Origin of the sequence: Aquipseudomonas ullengensis, assembly GCF_014174475.1 — a bacterium.
GTDB classification, from domain to species: Bacteria; Pseudomonadota; Gammaproteobacteria; order Pseudomonadales; family Pseudomonadaceae; genus Aquipseudomonas; species Aquipseudomonas ullengensis.
In genome coordinates, this window is the sequence record NZ_JACJUD010000003.1 from 182,396 (window position 1) to 198,118 (window position 15,723).

Annotated in this window: 12 protein-coding genes; 8 read left to right on the top strand and 4 right to left on the bottom strand. The window is 64.5% G+C overall.

The features are described from left to right. Nucleotides 1-126: 126 nt before the first annotated feature. Nucleotides 127-4,245, bottom strand: coding sequence for a bifunctional diguanylate cyclase/phosphodiesterase (locus H3H51_RS10165; RefSeq protein ID WP_183089341.1), 4,119 nt, complete (start codon nt 4,243-4,245; stop codon nt 127-129). A gap of 381 nt (nt 4,246-4,626) precedes the next feature. On the opposite strand from H3H51_RS10165, the gene ettA reads away from it, so the two are divergent. Continuing rightward, complete coding sequence (gene ettA, locus H3H51_RS10170; RefSeq protein WP_183088935.1) at nt 4,627-6,294, top strand: energy-dependent translational throttle protein EttA; 1,668 nt, start codon at nt 4,627-4,629, stop codon at nt 6,292-6,294. A 112-nt stretch (nt 6,295-6,406) separates the two neighbouring features. Here ettA and H3H51_RS10175 read toward each other — a convergent pair whose 3' ends face one another. Continuing rightward, a complete protein-coding gene (locus H3H51_RS10175; RefSeq protein ID WP_235981354.1) occupies nt 6,407-8,254 on the bottom strand; it encodes an Lnb N-terminal periplasmic domain-containing protein in 1,848 nt (615 codons plus the stop codon). Between the two features lie 165 nt (nt 8,255-8,419). On the opposite strand from H3H51_RS10175, the gene H3H51_RS10180 reads away from it, so the two are divergent. The 5 genes from H3H51_RS10180 to H3H51_RS10200 all read left to right on the top strand — a co-directional run bounded on the left by H3H51_RS10180 (nt 8,420) and on the right by H3H51_RS10200 (nt 13,282). Beyond that, entirely contained in the window at nt 8,420-8,746 is a 327-nt protein-coding gene (locus tag H3H51_RS10180; RefSeq protein WP_183088936.1) for a TraR/DksA family transcriptional regulator, read from the top strand. 79 nt (nt 8,747-8,825) lie between these two features. After that, entirely contained in the window at nt 8,826-11,282 is a 2,457-nt protein-coding gene (locus H3H51_RS10185) for a Lon protease family protein (RefSeq protein WP_183088937.1), read from the top strand. A 188-nt stretch (nt 11,283-11,470) separates the two neighbouring features. Continuing rightward, on the top strand, nt 11,471-11,812 hold the full coding sequence (locus H3H51_RS10190; RefSeq protein ID WP_183088938.1) for a PA4575 family protein: 342 nt from the start codon (nt 11,471-11,473) through the stop codon (nt 11,810-11,812). A gap of 191 nt (nt 11,813-12,003) precedes the next feature. Continuing rightward, the gene (locus H3H51_RS10195) at nt 12,004-12,498 is read left to right on the top strand and encodes a TIGR00645 family protein (RefSeq protein WP_183088939.1); all 495 of its coding nucleotides are present in this window, start codon (nt 12,004-12,006) and stop codon (nt 12,496-12,498) included. Between the two features lie 154 nt (nt 12,499-12,652). Next, entirely contained in the window at nt 12,653-13,282 is a 630-nt protein-coding gene (locus H3H51_RS10200) for an FKBP-type peptidyl-prolyl cis-trans isomerase (RefSeq protein WP_183088940.1), read from the top strand. Between the two features lie 141 nt (nt 13,283-13,423). Here the strand turns inward: H3H51_RS10200 and H3H51_RS10205 are convergent, their stop codons facing one another. Both H3H51_RS10205 and H3H51_RS10210 read right to left on the bottom strand, forming a co-directional pair. Next, on the bottom strand, nt 13,424-13,666 hold the full coding sequence (locus H3H51_RS10205) for a PA4570 family protein (RefSeq protein ID WP_183088941.1): 243 nt from the start codon (nt 13,664-13,666) through the stop codon (nt 13,424-13,426). 135 nt (nt 13,667-13,801) lie between these two features. Continuing rightward, a complete protein-coding gene (locus H3H51_RS10210) occupies nt 13,802-14,770 on the bottom strand; it encodes a polyprenyl synthetase family protein (RefSeq protein WP_183088942.1) in 969 nt (322 codons plus the stop codon). Nucleotides 14,771-15,075: 305 nt separating this feature from the next. Here H3H51_RS10210 and rplU point away from each other — a divergent pair, with 305 nt between their 5' ends. Next, nucleotides 15,076-15,387 (top strand): 50S ribosomal protein L21, encoded by a 312-nt coding sequence (rplU, locus tag H3H51_RS10215; RefSeq protein WP_183088943.1) that lies wholly within the window; start codon nt 15,076-15,078, stop codon nt 15,385-15,387. Between the two features lie 16 nt (nt 15,388-15,403). Beyond that, on the top strand, nt 15,404-15,661 hold the full coding sequence (gene rpmA, locus H3H51_RS10220) for a 50S ribosomal protein L27 (RefSeq protein WP_183088944.1): 258 nt from the start codon (nt 15,404-15,406) through the stop codon (nt 15,659-15,661). Nucleotides 15,662-15,723 lie beyond the last annotated feature (62 nt).

Sequence of the window (15,723 nt, forward strand, 5' to 3'; positions counted from 1 at the left end):
TAATCAGTTGGGCGGTTGAAATAGGGCGGGGATTCTACCCCATACGCCGAGCGCTGGCATATGAAAGGCAGTCATGTGGCGGATAAGCGGCTTTCACCCGGCGCGCGTGGGCGCGAGCCGTGGGTTTCAGTTGAGGACGAACAGCGCCTGGCCGCTGAACTGCGCCTCGAACTGCTTGGCCGGCATCGGTTTGCCGAACAGGAAGCCCTGCACCTCGTCGCAGTCGTGTTCGCGCAGGAAGTCGAGCTGCTCCTGGGTTTCCACGCCCTCGGCGATCACCGCCAGGTTCAGGCTGTGGGCCATGGCAATGATGGCGCGGGCGATCTGCGCATCCTGCTCGCCACCGGGCAGGCCGTCGACGAAGCTGCGGTCGATCTTCAGCACGTCGATGGGGAACTGCTTGAGGTAGTTGAGCGAGGAGTAGCCAGTGCCGAAATCGTCCACCGCGATGCACAGGCCGAGCTTCTTCAGGCTGTTGAGGATCTGCAAGGTCTCGCCGACATCGCGCATCAGGATGCTCTCGGTCAGCTCCAGTTCCAGGCAGGCGGGCGGTACGCCACTTTCTTCCAGCGTGCGCGAGATGCGCATGGCCAACTGGCCGTCGGCGAACTGGCGGGCCGAGAGGTTGACCGAGATCTTCGGCACGCGCACCTGGGCGGCATGCCACAGGCGGATCTGCTTGCAGGCTTCTTCGAGCACCCAGTCGCCGACCTGTACCACCAGGCCGAGCTCTTCCAGCACCGGGATGAACTCGCCGGGCGGCACCAGGCCGCGGCGCGGGTGCTGCCAGCGCAACAGGGCCTCGACGCCGGTCAGGCGCTTGCCGTCGCCGCTGAACTGCGGCTGGTAATAAAGAAGGAACTGCTGCTGTTCGAGGGCGTGGCGCAGGTCGCTTTCCAGTTCCAGGCGCTGCAGCGCGGTGGCGTTCATGTCGGCCTGGTAGAACTGGAAGTTGTTCTTGCCGCGCTCCTTGGCGTGGTACATGGCGGTGTCGGCGTTCTTCATCAGCTGGCTCAGCTCGTCGCCGTCCTGCGGGGCGAGGGCGATGCCGATACTGGCGGTGACGAAGAACTCGCGGCCCTGCAGGATGAACGGCTGGGCCAGGCTGGAGAGAATCTGCTCGGCGACGTGAATGGCGCGGTTCAGCGCGCCTTCGCGGGTGGTGCGCGCCTGCAGCAGCAGGGTGAACTCGTCGCCGCCCATGCGCGCCACGGTGTCGTCTTCATCGACGCAGGCGGCCAAGCGCACAGCCACGTCCTTGAGCATGCGGTCGCCGGCGGCGTGGCCGAGGGAGTCGTTGATCGGCTTGAAGCGGTCGAGGTCGAGGAACATCAGCACCACCCATTCCTCATGCCGTTCGGCATGCTGCAGGGCGGTGTGCAGGCGGTCCTGGAACAGCGTGCGGTTGGGCAGCAGGGTCAGGGCGTCGTAGTAGGCCAGGCGGTGGATGCGCTGTTCGCTGGCCTTGCGTTCGCTGATGTCGTTGAAGAAGCACACGTAGCTGACCAGGTCGCCGTCGTCGTCCTGCACCGCGGTGATGCCGACCCACGCCGGATACTGCTCGCCACCCGCGCGCTTGAGCCATAGCTCGCCTTCCCAGATGCCGTGCTGGTTGAGCTGGGCGAGGATGAAGTTGAGCTGGCCGGCCTGCTGGCGATCGGCGGTGAGCATGGCCGGCAGCTGGTCGAGCACCTGCGCGGCGGTGTAGCCAGTGAGGCGCTGGAAGGTCTTGTTGGTCTGCACGATATAGCCGGCCGGGTCGGTGACCATGATCGCCGCCGTGGAGTGCTCGAACACCGTGGCGGCCATGCGCAGGTCGCGTTCGGCGCGGCGCTGCTGGCTGATGTCGCGGGCGATGCCGAGGACGCCCTCGAAGCGGCTCTGCTCGTCGCGCATCAGCATCATGCGCATTTCCACGGTGATCTTGCGGCCATCGGCGCGCAGGCAGTCGAAGATGAACACCTTGCCGGTCAGGCGTTCTTCCAGGTTGGCAAGCAGCTCCGGGTTGCCCAGGGCGGCAGTTGCCTCGACCAGCAGCTCCTGCAGGTTGGCCAGTTGTCGCTGGCTGGTCACGGTGCTGAGCAGGCCGTTGTGCAGTATCCATTCCGGGCTGTAGCCAAAGAAGGCTTCGACGGAGGGGCTGACGTAGTTGAGCTGCAGGCTGCTGTTGGTCGACAGGATCACGTCGCTGATGCTTTCCGCCAGCATGCGGTAGCGGCGTTCGCTGTCACTCAGGCTGACCTTGGAGGTGATCTCCGCGGTGATGTCCTTGGCCACGCCGATCAGGCGGCTGACGCGGCCATTGGCATCGCGGCTGAGGGCGTGCTCGCGCACGTCGAACCAGTGCCAGCTACCGTCGCGGTGGCGCCAGCGCAACTGGCAGTGAAGGGTCTGCTTGTTGCCAACCACTTTCTGCAGGTTGCGCACGCGCTGGTACAGCTCGACGTCGTCCGGGTGAAGGATCTTTTCCCACAGCTTGTCGCCCATCGCCATCAGCTCGCCCTTGCTGTAGCCGAGGTCCGGGCCGAGGCGGTTGTTGCTGAACAGCACCCGCTGGTTGCTCATGTCGTGCACATAGAGGGTGTCCGGCACCGCACGCACCACATCCGACCAGAAGCGCTCGCGCTCCACCAGCGACAGTTCGATGCGCTTGCGGCTGGTGATGTCGTGGATGCTCAGGGTGACTGCGGTGAGCTCGCTGGCCCGCTTGGGCAATTGCAGGGTCAGCCACAGGTAGCGCTCGTGGCCGTGGGGCGTGCGCATGCGGCTCTCGACCGTCATGTTCAGGTCGCCATCGAGCAGGGCGGCGATCAGGGCGTGGCGGCTGCCGCCGATGCGCAGGGGGCGCGCGCCGAACAGGTAATCCCAGGCCTGCTGCGGCGACTCGACACCCAGCAGCTGCGTAGCCACCTTGTTCATCTCGGTGATGCGCACCTGGCTCTGCAGGCCCAGATGGTTGTCGGGGCTCTGCTGCAGCCATGCTGGAAGCTCGCTGCTGTGGCGCAGGCCCTGCTGGTCGAGAAAGTTTTTCAGCCCGCTGAGGTCGATCACGCAGAGGGCGATGCCGCTGCCCTCGAAGATGTCCTGGTAGCGCCGGCGGGTGTCCTGCAGGACGTCGACGGCCTTCTGCTGCTCGGTGACATCGCGCAGCACCCAGGCGCGAGCGGGTTCGGGGTTGTCGGTGTAGAGCGCGTGGCAGGTCACGGTGAACAGGCGCTTGTCGCCGTCCTGGAGGATCTCGATGGGGTCCTTCTGTTCATAGAAGGCGCTTTCCAGCCAGGGCGCCACGGCGGGCAGCAGCTGCAGCATGTGCATCTCGCTGGCGGCGGCGCGGCCGAGGCCGAACATCTGTTCGGCGCGCGGGTTGAGGTAGCTGATATGGCCGTCGGGTTGGGTCACCAGTACCCGCTCATCGATGGCGCCGAGTGCGCCGATGGCGTCTTCCAGCGATTGCCGCGACAGGGCGTTGTGCGCCCGCAGGCTGCGCTGCTCGCGCAGCAGGCCGAACAGGGCCAGCAGCGACAGGGTGGCGCAGAGGATAAACAGCAGCAGCTTGCCGGCCTGCAGCGGCATCAGCTCGGCGCGCAGGGCGCTGGCATCGAACAGGCTCTGCACTTGCCACTCGCTGCCGGCCAGCGGCAGTTGCTCGATGCTCTGCGCCTGTTCGGCAGCGCTGGGCGGGGTATTGGTGGCCGCCTGGGCGGTAGCGGGGCGGCGCAGGATGACCAGGCCGCTGGGGCGGTCCACCAGCAGCCAGGCCAGGTCGTCATGGCTGGCCGGCAGCCAGTTCTGCAGGGCGGTCACATGCAGGCGCACCAGCCAGCCACCGCTGTGGGCCTTGTCACCCGGACGCGGCAGCAGCAGGTAGATCAGGCCCTGCTCGCGCGGGCCGTAGGCGAACTGATAGGGCTGGCGGCGCTGGCTGAGCAATTCGCCCAGCAGCGCGGCATCGTCGCTGGACGGTGAGCTGTCGGCCAGTACCCGGCCGTCGGCGTCGAACCAGACCAGGCTGTGCAGCGCCGGGTAGACGCCATGGAGGTCGTCGAGCAGGGCCGGCCACTGCTCGGCGGGAAGGGGCTGTGGCGCGGCGCGCAACAGATAGGCCTGGCCGGCCTCGGCCTTGAGCTTGAGGGCCAGGCCCAGGTGGCTGGCGAGTTGTTCGCTATAGGCCAGGCTGCGTTGGCGCTCGCTGTTCTCCTGGGTCTGGAACTCCTGCTGCAACTGCCACAGCAGCAGACCCAGCATCAGCGTCACCAATAAACCGAGGACGCCCTTGAGCGAGCCGCGATAGGGGCTGGTGAACGAGTCGCTCGGCTGGCGAGAGCGGCGGAAGAAGTGGGGTCGGGACACGCCAAGGAATCCTGCTGATACAACTGCCAGGCTTCGGACTGTAAGCCAGGTAATCAAAGGCGGCTAGCATGCCTTGAAGCTGGGCAAAGTGCCATCAGCCGATGCCGGTTTGCCGACCAGCGTTGTTTGCCCCGTTTTGCGCATTGCGGTAGCTTTCGCCGCACGCACGCGGGCGCAAGGGCTATCATGCTCATTCGCCCGGAATGTTGTCGCGGCCAATCGGCCCGCGGCGCGCTGTTCCCTCTCCATCTCCAATACAGAACCAAGGTCATCCACGTGGCTCAATACGTCTACACCATGCATCGGCTCGGCAAAGTCGTGCCGCCGAAGCGGGAAATCCTCAAGAACATCTCCCTGTCGTTCTTCCCCGGCGCCAAGATCGGCGTGCTCGGCCTCAACGGCTCGGGCAAGTCCACCCTGCTGAAGATTATGGCCGGCGTCGACACCGAGTTCGACGGTGAAGCCCGTGCGATGCCCGAGCTGAATGTCGGCTACCTGCCGCAGGAGCCGCAGCTCGACCCGAACAAGACCGTGCGCGAAGTGGTGGAAGAAGCGGTCAGTGTGATCAAGGACGCCCAGGCGCGCCTCGATGAGGTCTACGCCGCCTATGCCGAGCCGGATGCCGACTTCGACAAGCTGGCCGCCGAGCAGGCTAAGCTGGAAGCCATCCTCCAGGCCGCCGACGGCCACAACCTCGAGCGCCAGCTGGAAGTCGCCGCCGACGCCCTGCGCCTGCCGGCCTGGGATGCCAAGGTCGAGCACCTCTCCGGTGGCGAGAAGCGCCGCGTGGCCCTGTGCCGCCTGCTGCTGTCGGCCCCGGACATGCTGCTGCTGGACGAACCGACCAACCACCTGGACGCCGATTCCGTCGCCTGGCTGGAGCAGTTCCTGCACAACTTCCCCGGCACCGTGGTGGCGATCACCCACGATCGTTACTTCCTCGACAACGTCGCCGGCTGGATTCTCGAACTCGACCGTGGCGCCGGCATCCCGTACGAAGGCAACTATTCCGGCTGGCTGGAGGCCAAATCCAACCGCCTGGCCCAGGAATCCAAGCAGCAGTCGGCCCACGAGAAAGCGATGAAGGACGAACTGGAGTGGGTGCGCAAAGGCGCCAAGGCCCGCCAGTCGAAGTCCAAGGCGCGCCTGCAGCGCTTCGAGGAAATGCAGTCGCAGGAATTCCAGAAACGCAGCGAGACCAACGAGATCTACATCCCGGTCGGCCCGCGCCTGGGCGACAAGGTCATCGACTTCATCAACGTCGGCAAGGGCTACGGCGACCGCGCGCTGATCGACAACCTGTCGTTCAGCATGCCCAAGGGCGCCATCGTTGGCGTGATTGGCGGCAACGGTGCCGGTAAGTCGACCCTGTTCCGCATGCTGATGGGCAAGGAGCAGCCGGATTCGGGCAGCATCGAAATCGGTGAAACCGTGCAGATGGCCTGCGTCGACCAGAGCCGCGACGACCTCGACGGCAGCAAGACCGTGTGGGAAGCCATCTCCGGTGGTTCCGACATGATCAAGATCGGCAACTATGAAGTGCCGTCGCGCACCTACGTTGGCCGCTTCAACTTCAAGGGCGGCGACCAGCAGAAGTTCGTCAAGGACCTCTCCGGTGGTGAGCGTGGCCGCCTGCACCTGGCCCTGACCTTGAAGGAAGGCGCCAACGTCCTGCTGCTCGACGAGCCGTCCAACGACCTCGACGTGGAAACCCTGCGTTCGCTGGAAGAGGCGCTGCTCGACTTCCCGGGCGCCGCGATTGTGATCTCTCACGATCGGTGGTTCCTCGACCGTGTGGCCACCCACATCCTGGCGTACGAAGATGACTCGCATATCGAGTTCTTCGAAGGCAACTACACCGAGTACGAAGCCGACCGCAAGAAACGCCTGGGCGAGGCGGCCGCACAGCCGCACCGCGTGCGTTACAAGAAGCTGGCGCAGTAACCGCCCAGCAAAACAGAACGGAGCCGCAAGGCTCCGTTTTCGTTTGTGTGCTGCGCGTAGCGAAGCCCGGGCTGGCTGCTCGCCGCCGGGCCTTAACCCGCCTGCGCTGCGGTCAGTAGTGGTACCACTTCAACTCCAGCATCACCTCGTTCTGCGGGCTGGACAGTTGGCTGAACTGGCGCTGGGCGGACAGGCGCAGGCCTAGGTTGGTCGACAGCTCCCACTGCTGGTTCAGTGACAGGCTGCGGCGCACTTCGCCGTTGTGGAAGTAGTCGCCCTTGGCTTCCAGGCTCAGGTTACCCAGCGGGTTGCGCCACAGCAGGCCGGTGTCGAAGCCCAGCGCCGGGCTGATAAAGGAGGCGAAGTCTTCGTGGTGCTCCAGGCGTGCAGTCGCCAGGGCGAAGCCCAGGCTGTCGTCGCCGAGTTGCCAGGTGCCGCCGACGCCGCCATTGAAATGGCTGACCAGGGTTTCATCATCGTCGCTCTCGCCGGGGACTCGCTGCAGGCCGCCGCCGACCTGCCAGGACCAGGGCTTGAGCAGTTGTCCGCGTGGTGTCAGCGAGCGGATGTTGGCCAGGTCGAGCTGCTGCACCTGCCAGTGGTTGCCTTCGTACTGGCGCAGTTTGAGCTGGAGGATTTCGATCTGGGCGCCGAGGGGGAAGCCTTCGGCGTTGTCGGTCAGGTCGTGGTAGGCCATGCGCAGGCCGTATTCGGCGAAGGCGCGGTCCTCGTGGGTGCCGGCGCCGAGTTGCCAGGTGCGCGACTGGTGGCCGTCCTGGGGCAAGTCGGGGCGGGGGATCTCCAGCTGCGGTGGCGGGTTGCGGTTGATGGCCTGCAGCAGGGTGAAGCTGCGCTTGGCCTGGGCGCTGTCACGGGCTTCACCGGCGGCCTGGTAGCGCAGCAGGCGGTAGGTGGCGTCCTGGATCAGTGCGCGGCGCGGCGCGGGCAGGGCCTGGAATTCGGCACTGTTGAGCAACTGCTCGTCGGCGGCGATGCGGTTCACCCAGTCCTGCTCGGCGCTGTCCAGGTCATCGGCGCGGCCCAGCAGCTCGCGTTCACGCGAGGGGCGGTAGTCGATGCGTTCGACCAGCCCCGCCTGTTGCACGGCGCGCACGGTGTCGGTGGGGATCGCGGTCAGTGGGAATTGTTCGGTCAGCTCGATGCCCGGGCGGGCGATTTCCAGCAGCTCCAGCAGGCGGTAGGAGCAGTTCTCGTCGAAGAAGTAGTAGTCGAAGCGCACCTGCTTGAGTTCCCAGACGTGCTCGACCATGCGTTCGGTTTCGGCGCTGCTGAGGTTCAGCCGGTACTCCCACAGGTCACGGTTTTCCAGGCGGCTGTATTCGGCCAGCTTCTCGCGGTAGGGCACTAGCGAGAACAGCCCCGGGTAGCCGCCAACCAGGCCTTTCCAGGCATACAGCAGGCTGTTGTCCATGCCTTCGATGTAGGCGCCGAAGTTCAGCGCGTAACTGAGCAGGGCGGTGCTGTTGGTGTCGACGTCGGCCTGGTCGATGCGCAGCAGGGTGTGGCCGAACATCGACGACGGACTGTTCAGGTAGGCCGCGGGGAACACCAGCACCGTGCTGTGCGGCTGGATTTCCTTGAACCAGCCACGGTATTCGCTACAGGTCGGCTGCGGCAGGTCGTTCAGTTGTAGCTGTGCGCGCAACCAGCGGGTACGGGCCGGGTAGACACATTGCGGGTGCTGGTCGCCGAGTTCGGCCGGCTTGTAGAGGGCGTTGAGGGTGGCGCTGAGTTCGGCCGCAGGGTCACTGGCACCGTCCGCGGCGAGAAAGAAGGCCGGATCGTCGACATAGCTGCGCCAGCCGCCCAGCTTGCCGCGCTCATAGTGGCCGAGCGACAGCCAGTAGCTGTCGTTGGCCAGGGCATGCAAGCGTTCGGTGGAGGGTTGCGGGGCAGCGTATAGCGGCAAGGCGAGGCTCATGGCCAGGGCCGGGAACATCCATTTCAAGGGCAAACGCCTTCTCGTGCTGCGATGGCCGAGCTTTTCGCAGTGCGCAGGGGGCTGTCAAGCAAGGTCAGGTTGCCTGATTGCGCAAGCTGACCGGCGCCCGTGCAGGTGTGGCAGATGGGGCCACACTGAAGGAAACCTCTCAGGAGTGGCGCCATGAGCACCTTTGACCCGCGTGCCGCGCTGGATCAGCTGTTTGCCGAGTACAGCCAGCGTGCCCGTTCGATTCGCCGCGATCTGGGTCAGCCGCACCAGGCCGACTTCGCCGAGCAAGCCCAGGAGCGGCAGAACGATGAAGTGCTGGAGGCCCTGCTGGCCGAGGCCGAGGCGGGTTTGCGCCAGGTCGGGTTGGCGCGCCTGCGGCTGGACGAGGGTGGTTATGGCGACTGCCAGCGTTGTGGTGAGCCGATCAACCAGGCGCGCCTGGCGGTGTTGCCGGCGGCCGAGTTCTGTCTGGCCTGCGCGGATAAATCAGCGAGTTGATGCCTTGCCAGTGGCGTCGCGGCGGCGCAAGAATGAGCCTGACACTCCGCGGTGCCGTACCGCCTGATAAGGACTTCCGATGCCCGAATCCTTCGCTGCCAGCTTGCGTCTGGCGCCTGATGCCCTGACCCGTCCCTGCCCCGCCGACCAGTTCAATTTCACCACCACCGATGATCTGGATCCGTTTCGCGGCGTGCTCGGCCAGGAGCGCGCGGTAGAAGCCCTGCAGTTTGGTGTGGCGATGCCGCGCCCCGGTTACAACGTGTATGTCATGGGCGAGCCCGGCACCGGGCGCTTCTCCTTCGTCCAGCGCTACCTCAAGGCAGAGGCCAAGCGCCTGGCAACGCCGCAGGACTGGCTCTACGTCAACCATTTCGACGAACCGCGCGAGCCTCGCGCACTGGAGCTGCCGGCCGGCACTGCCGCCGAGTTCATCGCCGATCTCGGCCATTTGATGGACAACCTGCTGTCGACCTTCCCGGCAGTGTTCGAAACGCCGACCTACCAGCAGAAGAAGAGCGTGATCGACCGGGTCTTCAACCAGCGCTACGACAAGGCGCTGGATGTGATCGAGCGTCTGGCGCTGGAAAAGGACGTGGCGCTCTACCGTGACGCCAGCAACATCGCCTTCACCCCGATGAAGGACGGCAAGGCCCTCGACGAAGCCGAGTTCGCCCAATTGCCGGAGGCCGAGCGCGAGCGCTTTCATGTCGATATCTCCGACCTCGAGGAGCGCCTCAACGAAGAGCTCACCGGTCTGCCGCAGTGGAAGCGCGAGCTGAGCAACCAGCTGCGCCAGCTCAACGAGGAAACCATCAGTTTGGCCCTGCAGCCGCTGCTGGCGCCGCTGTCGGAGAAGTACGCGGAGAACGCCGGCGTCTGCGGCTACCTGCAGGCGATGCAGGTGCATCTGCTGAAAACCGTGGTCGACCTGCTGGCCGACGACAAGCCCGATGCCCAGCGCCGCGAGATGATCGAGGAGCAGTACCTGCCGAGCCTGGTGGTTGGTCATCATGTCGATGGTGGTGCGCCGGTGGTGTTCGAGCCGCATCCGACCTACGACAACCTGTTCGGCCGCATCGAGTACAACACCGACCAGGGCGCGCTCTACACCAGCTATCGGCAGTTGCGCCCGGGCGCGCTGCACCGCGCCAACGGCGGCTACCTGATCGTCGAGGCAGAGAAGCTGCTCAGCGAGCCGTTCGTCTGGGATGCGCTCAAGCGCGCCCTGCATTCGCGCCAGTTGAAGATGGAGTCGCCGCTGGGCGACCTCGGCCGCATCGCCACCGTCACCCTCACGCCGCAGATGATTCCGCTGCAGCTCAAGGTGATCATCATCGGCTCGCGCCAGCTGTACTACACCCTGCAGGACCTGGATTCGGACTTCCAGGAGATGTTCCGCGTGCTGGTCGACTTCGACGAGGAAATTGCTGTGGGCGACGAAAGCCTGGAGCAGTTCGCTCAGTTGCTGCGCACGCGTACCTCGGAAGAGGGCATGGCGCCGCTGACTGCCGCCGCCGTGGCGCGCCTGGCGACCTACAGCGCGCGCCTGGCCGAACACCAGGGGCGCCTGTCGGCGCGTATCGGCGACCTGTTCCAGTTGGTCAGCGAGGCCGACTTCGTGCGCCAGTTGGCCGGGGATGCGGTGACCGACGCCGGCCATATCGAGCGCGCGTTGAAGGCCAAGGCCACGCGCACCGGGCGGGTCTCGGCACGGATCATCGACGACATGCTGGCCGGCATCATCCTGATCGACACCGCCGGCTCGGCGGTGGGCAAGTGCAACGGCCTGACCGTGCTGGAAGTGGGCGACTCGGCCTTCGGTATGCCGGCGCGGATTTCCGCCACCGTCTACCCGGGCGGCAGCGGCATCGTCGACATCGAGCGCGAGGTCAACCTGGGCCAGCCGATCCACTCCAAGGGGGTGATGATCCTCACCGGCTTCCTCGGCAGCCGCTACGCCCAGGAGTTCCCGTTGGAAATCTCCGCGAGCATCGCCCTGGAACAGTCCTACGGCTATGTAGACGGCGACAGCGCTTCGCTCGGCGAGGTCTGCACCCTGATCTCGGCCCTGTCGCGCACGCCGCTCAAGCAGTGCTTCGCGATCACCGGCTCGATCAACCAGTTCGGCGAGGTGCAGGCCATCGGCGGGGTCAACGAGAAGATCGAAGGCTTCTTCCGCCTGTGCGAGGCGCGCGGCCTGACTGGCGAGCAGGGCGTGATCATCCCGCACTCCAACGTCAGCAACCTGATGCTCGACGAGCGTGTGCTGCAGGCGGCGCGTGCCGGGCAGTTCCACGTCTACGCTGTGCGTCACGTCGACGAAGCCCTCGGTCTGCTGCTCGGTGAGCCGGCTGGTGCGCAAGACGAGCAGGGCGAATTCGCCAAGGGCAGCGTCAACGCCCGGGTCGTCGAGCGCCTGCGCAGCATCGCCGAGATGGGCATGGAAGAAGAGGAGCCGGCCAAGCCGGAAGAGAAGGCCAAACCGGCGGCCAAGCCCAGGGCGAAGCCGGCGCCGAAAAAGCCCAAGGAATGACGCCTCGACCGCCGGGCAACTGGTCAGTCACTGAGCAGTTGCCCGGCAGCCGCGAACGGCGTCGGCCGGGGCGGCTTTCCCCCGTTCTTTCCACAGAGTTATCCACAGTGCGCGGGGGTAACTTCGATCTTCCCGAAGCGGCGCCACGGGGTGTAGTCTGAGGGCCAGACCTCGCGAGGATCGCCGCCATGCCGCGCAGCCTCTGTCTTACCCGTCAGTGCCTGGGCCTGACCACCCGCATCGAATGCCTGATTCGCCCGCTGGCGGGCGAGCGCGGCTTGTGGACGCTGCTCTGCGCCGCCGGCATGTCTGGCGCGCAACCGTCGGCGATCAAGGCGCAAGGCCCATTCCACGGGCCTTTCGTGGCAGAAACGGTGCTCGATTCGATCGCCCAGTGCCTGTCCATCCAAGGCTACGAAGCCTGTACGGACGAGCCCATCTGGCGTCTGCACCTGCAAGCCGAACTGCGCCGCCTGAACGGCGAACGCTGCCGTTCCCTGGCTGATTGCCAGTTGCGTCCGGAAAGCTGAAGCGCACGACTGAGCGCTTTTTGCCCAATCGCGCCGACGCGGCATAGCGGCAGGCTTGCAGCCATCCGTCCCAGCCCTGCCCACAAGGTTATCCACAGCAAGCGTGGATAACCCCTGTAACCCTTGCTGCCTTTGTCCTGCGCGCCTGGCTGGGTATACTCGCGACCGGTTTTTCAGATGACGGGATTTCCATGGAACGCTTTATCGAAAACGCGATGTACGCCTCGCGCTGGCTGCTGGCTCCCATCTACTTCGGTCTGTCGCTGGGACTCCTGGCGTTGGCGTTGAAGTTCTTCCAGGAAGTCTTCCACATCATCCCCAGCGTGTTCTCCATAGCCGAAGCGGATCTGATTCTGGTGATCCTGTCGCTGATAGACATGGCCCTTGTCGGTGGCCTGCTGGTGATGGTGATGATCTCCGGCTATGAGAACTTCGTTTCGCAGCTGGATATCGACGAGGGCAAGGAGAAGCTCAGCTGGCTGGGCAAGATGGACTCCGGCTCGCTGAAGATGAAGGTAGCGGCCTCCATCGTGGCGATCTCTTCGATCCATCTGCTCAAAGTGTTCATGAATGCGGAGAACATTGAGGTGGAGCACCTCAAGTGGTACGTGATCATTCATATGGCCTTCGTGGTCTCGGCCTTCGCCATGGGCTATCTGGACAAGCTGACCAAGCACGACCACTGATCCGCGCTTGCGCTTCACCCGCCGCCCGGCCATTGCAGAATGTCCGGGCGGTTGTGTTTCCAGCCCCGGCACTCGGGCAGATCTGTGGCTGCATGCGCGGTGTGGCTCTGTGCTAGGCTGGCCGCCCTTTTTTGTCCGCTAGTGGAGCCCGGCCATGTCCGAAGTCAACCTGTCCAACGAACTGTCCACCGACGAGGGCCGCGTCAGCTACGGCATCGGCCGTCAACTCGGCGACCAACTGCGTGACAACCCGCCGCCGGGCGTCAGCCTGGAAGCCGTGGTCGCCGGCCTGCGCGACGCCTTTGGTGGCCAGCCGAGCCAGGTTTCCCCGGAAGCGCTGAACGCCAGCTTCCGCGTGATCCGTGAAATCATGCAGGCCGAAGCCGCTGCCAAGGCCGAAGCTGCTGCGGGTGCCGGTCGCGAATACCTGGTCGAGAACGCCAAGCGTGACGGCGTGACCGTGCTGGAATCCGGCCTGCAGTACGAAGTGCTGGTAGCTGGCGAGGGCGCCAAGCCATCCCGCGAAGACCACGTGCGTACCCACTATCACGGCACCCTGATCGACGGCACCGTGTTCGACAGCTCCTACGAGCGCGGCCAGCCGGCTGAGTTTCCGGTCGGTGGTGTGATCGCCGGCTGGATCGAGGCGCTGCAACTGATGAACACCGGCAGCAAATGGCGCCTGCACGTGCCGAGCGAACTGGCCTATGGCGGCCAGGACGTTGGCAGCATCCCGCCGCACAGCGTGCTGGTGTTTGACGTCGAGCTGCTCGAGATCCTGTAACATTCGATCCCGATAAAAAGCGATGCCCGAATGATCGTCCTGATCATTCGGGCATCAGCAGGGGCTCCGTTGCTCCTGCGCCATGGCTAGCCTGTGCGGTGGCGGCCATGTGCCTGACGCGTCCTTGCGTTAGGTTGTTGCTCAGTGCAACTCGCCGTGAGGGCGCAATGCCCGGGCGTAGCAGAACAGAAACAGGCTGCGAACCAGCTCCTTGAGCACGATCGGCTCGCTGGAGTTGAGACCGCTCAGGTCGAGATCGCCCTGGTCGCGCAGTTCATCGATGGCTTCCTCTTCCAGTACGACGCACACCTCGCCCGTTTCCCGATTGAGGATGCGCAGGTAGGGGTGCGGGCGATCCAGCCAGGCGTCAATCAAATAGGTCATGGCTCTATCTCCTTGTCGTGAACCGTTGAGATGAGAATAATTCCTATTCAAATAATAGCAAGCCTCAATCGCCGCCTTTTGTCGGGCAAATAAAAAGCCCGTCACAGGGACGGGCTTTTATGGAGTGTTGAGCGGTCAGTGCGTGCGGGCTACGGCGAAGCGGCACAGCTCGCTCAGGGCATCGCGGTAGGCGTTTTCCGGCAGGGCAGCAAGGCAGGCGATGGCTTGGTCGGCATGCTCGCGGGCGAGTTTGGCGGTGTAGGCCAGGGCGCCGGAGGCTTCGACGGCGGCGCGAATGCTTTCCAGGTCGTCGAGACCGCCTTTCTGGATGGCTGTGCGCACCAGGGAAGCCTGTTCGGCGGTGCCTTCGCGCATGGTGTAGATCAGCGGCAGGGTTGGCTTGCCTTCGGCTAGGTCGTCACCGACGTTCTTGCCGAGGGTGGCGGCGTCGCCCTGGTAGTCGAGCAGGTCGTCGACCAGCTGGAAGGCGATGCCGAGGTGGTCGCCGAAGCGGCTCAGGGCTTCGCTCTGCGCCTGGTTGGCGCCGGCCAGCGCGGCGGCGCTGTGGGTCGAGGCCTCGAAGAGCATGGCGGTCTTGCCGCGGATGACTTCCATGTAGGTTTCTTCGGTGGTGCTGGCGTCGCGGATCTTCGACAGCTGCAGCACTTCGCCTTCGGCGATCACTCGGGTGGCGCGCGAGAGGATTTTCATCACCGGCATGCAGCCGAGCTCGACCATCATTTCGAACGAGCGCGAATAGAGGAAGTCGCCTACCAGCACGCTGGGCGCGTTGCCCCATTGCGCGTTGGCGGTGGCACGGCCGCGGCGCATGCCGGACATGTCGACCACGTCGTCATGCAGCAGGGTGGCGGTGTGCAGGAATTCGATGGTGGCGGCCAGCAGGCGCAGGTCGTCAGCCTGATAGCCGAGTGCCTTGCCGCTGAGCAGTACCAGGAGCGGGCGCAAGCGCTTGCCGCCGGCGGAAATGATGTAGTCGCCGATCTTTTCCACCAGGGGCACTCGGGAGACCAGCTGGCGGCGGATTATCCCGTCGACGGCGGCGAAATCGTCCGCCACCACGCTGTAAAAGGCCTGGGGTTGCATCGTTGACGGGGGCTCCTGGGCTGGTGCCGGCGTGTTTCTCGGGAGTGGAAACGGGCAAAGGGCATGCCGGGCCGGGCTCTATACGGGCTGCGCGGCATGCTAGGGGGCGGGGTTTGGGCTGTCAAGGCAAGCACTGCTAGGGCTTGCCTCGCTATCCGGCTTTCCGTACAATCGCGGCCCCTAACTTCTTTGGGCACTCCCTGCCTTACGCAATTGCTAGGGTTCAATGCAGACCCAAGCAGCCATGCCGGCCAATAACTCTTCCTATAAAGAGTCGGGTGAGCAGGTTTAACGGAGAGATATCCATGTACGCAGTAATTGTTACCGGTGGCAAGCAATACAAAGTCGCCGAAGGTGAGTTCCTCAAGATCGAAAAGCTGGAAGTCGCCACTGGCGAATCCGTGACTTTTGATCGCGTTCTGCTGATCGGCAACGGTGACGACGTTAAAATCGGCGCTCCGGTAGTTGATGGTGCCAAGGTTGTTGCTGAAGTGATCGCCCAGGGCCGTCACGACAAAGTGACCATCATCAAGTTCCGCCGTCGTAAGCACCACATGAAGCGTCAGGGCCACCGTCAGTGGTTCACCGAAATCAAGATCACTGGCATCCAGGCCTGATTGGAGGGTTTGACTCATGGCACACAAGAAAGCTGGCGGTAGTACTCGTAACGGCCGCGACTCAGAAAGCAAACGCCTTGGCGTGAAGATGTATGGCAGCCAGGTTATCAAAGCCGGCAACATCATCGTGCGTCAGCGCGGCACCCAATTCCACGCTGGCTACGGCGTTGGCATGGGTAAAGACCACACTCTGTTCGCTAAAGTCGACGGCGTGGTCAAGTTTGAAGTTAAAGGCGCCTTCGGTCGTCGTTACGTGAGCGTCGTGACTGCCTAAGTCCGCGCTTGCTGAAAAAGCCCCGTCTCGCGACGGGGCTTTTTTGTTTCTGTATATCCTGT

Excerpts from the sequence above, each read along its gene's own strand:
- H3H51_RS10165 (WP_183089341.1), bottom strand. The coding sequence starts at position 4,245 with ATGCTGGGTCTGCTGCTGTGGCAGTTGCAGCAGGAGTTCCAGACCCAG.
- H3H51_RS10175 (WP_235981354.1), bottom strand. The coding sequence starts at position 8,254 with ATGTTCCCGGCCCTGGCCATGAGCCTCGCCTTGCCGCTATACGCTGCC.
- H3H51_RS10180 (WP_183088936.1), top strand. The coding sequence starts at position 8,420 with ATGAGCACCTTTGACCCGCGTGCCGCGCTGGATCAGCTGTTTGCCGAG.
- H3H51_RS10185 (WP_183088937.1), top strand. The coding sequence starts at position 8,826 with ATGCCCGAATCCTTCGCTGCCAGCTTGCGTCTGGCGCCTGATGCCCTG.
- H3H51_RS10190 (WP_183088938.1), top strand. The coding sequence starts at position 11,471 with ATGCCGCGCAGCCTCTGTCTTACCCGTCAGTGCCTGGGCCTGACCACC.
- H3H51_RS10195 (WP_183088939.1), top strand. The coding sequence starts at position 12,004 with ATGGAACGCTTTATCGAAAACGCGATGTACGCCTCGCGCTGGCTGCTG.
- H3H51_RS10200 (WP_183088940.1), top strand. The coding sequence starts at position 12,653 with ATGTCCGAAGTCAACCTGTCCAACGAACTGTCCACCGACGAGGGCCGC.
- H3H51_RS10205 (WP_183088941.1), bottom strand. The coding sequence starts at position 13,666 with ATGACCTATTTGATTGACGCCTGGCTGGATCGCCCGCACCCCTACCTG.
- H3H51_RS10210 (WP_183088942.1), bottom strand. The coding sequence starts at position 14,770 with ATGCAACCCCAGGCCTTTTACAGCGTGGTGGCGGACGATTTCGCCGCC.
- rplU (WP_183088943.1), top strand. The coding sequence starts at position 15,076 with ATGTACGCAGTAATTGTTACCGGTGGCAAGCAATACAAAGTCGCCGAA.
- rpmA (WP_183088944.1), top strand. The coding sequence starts at position 15,404 with ATGGCACACAAGAAAGCTGGCGGTAGTACTCGTAACGGCCGCGACTCA.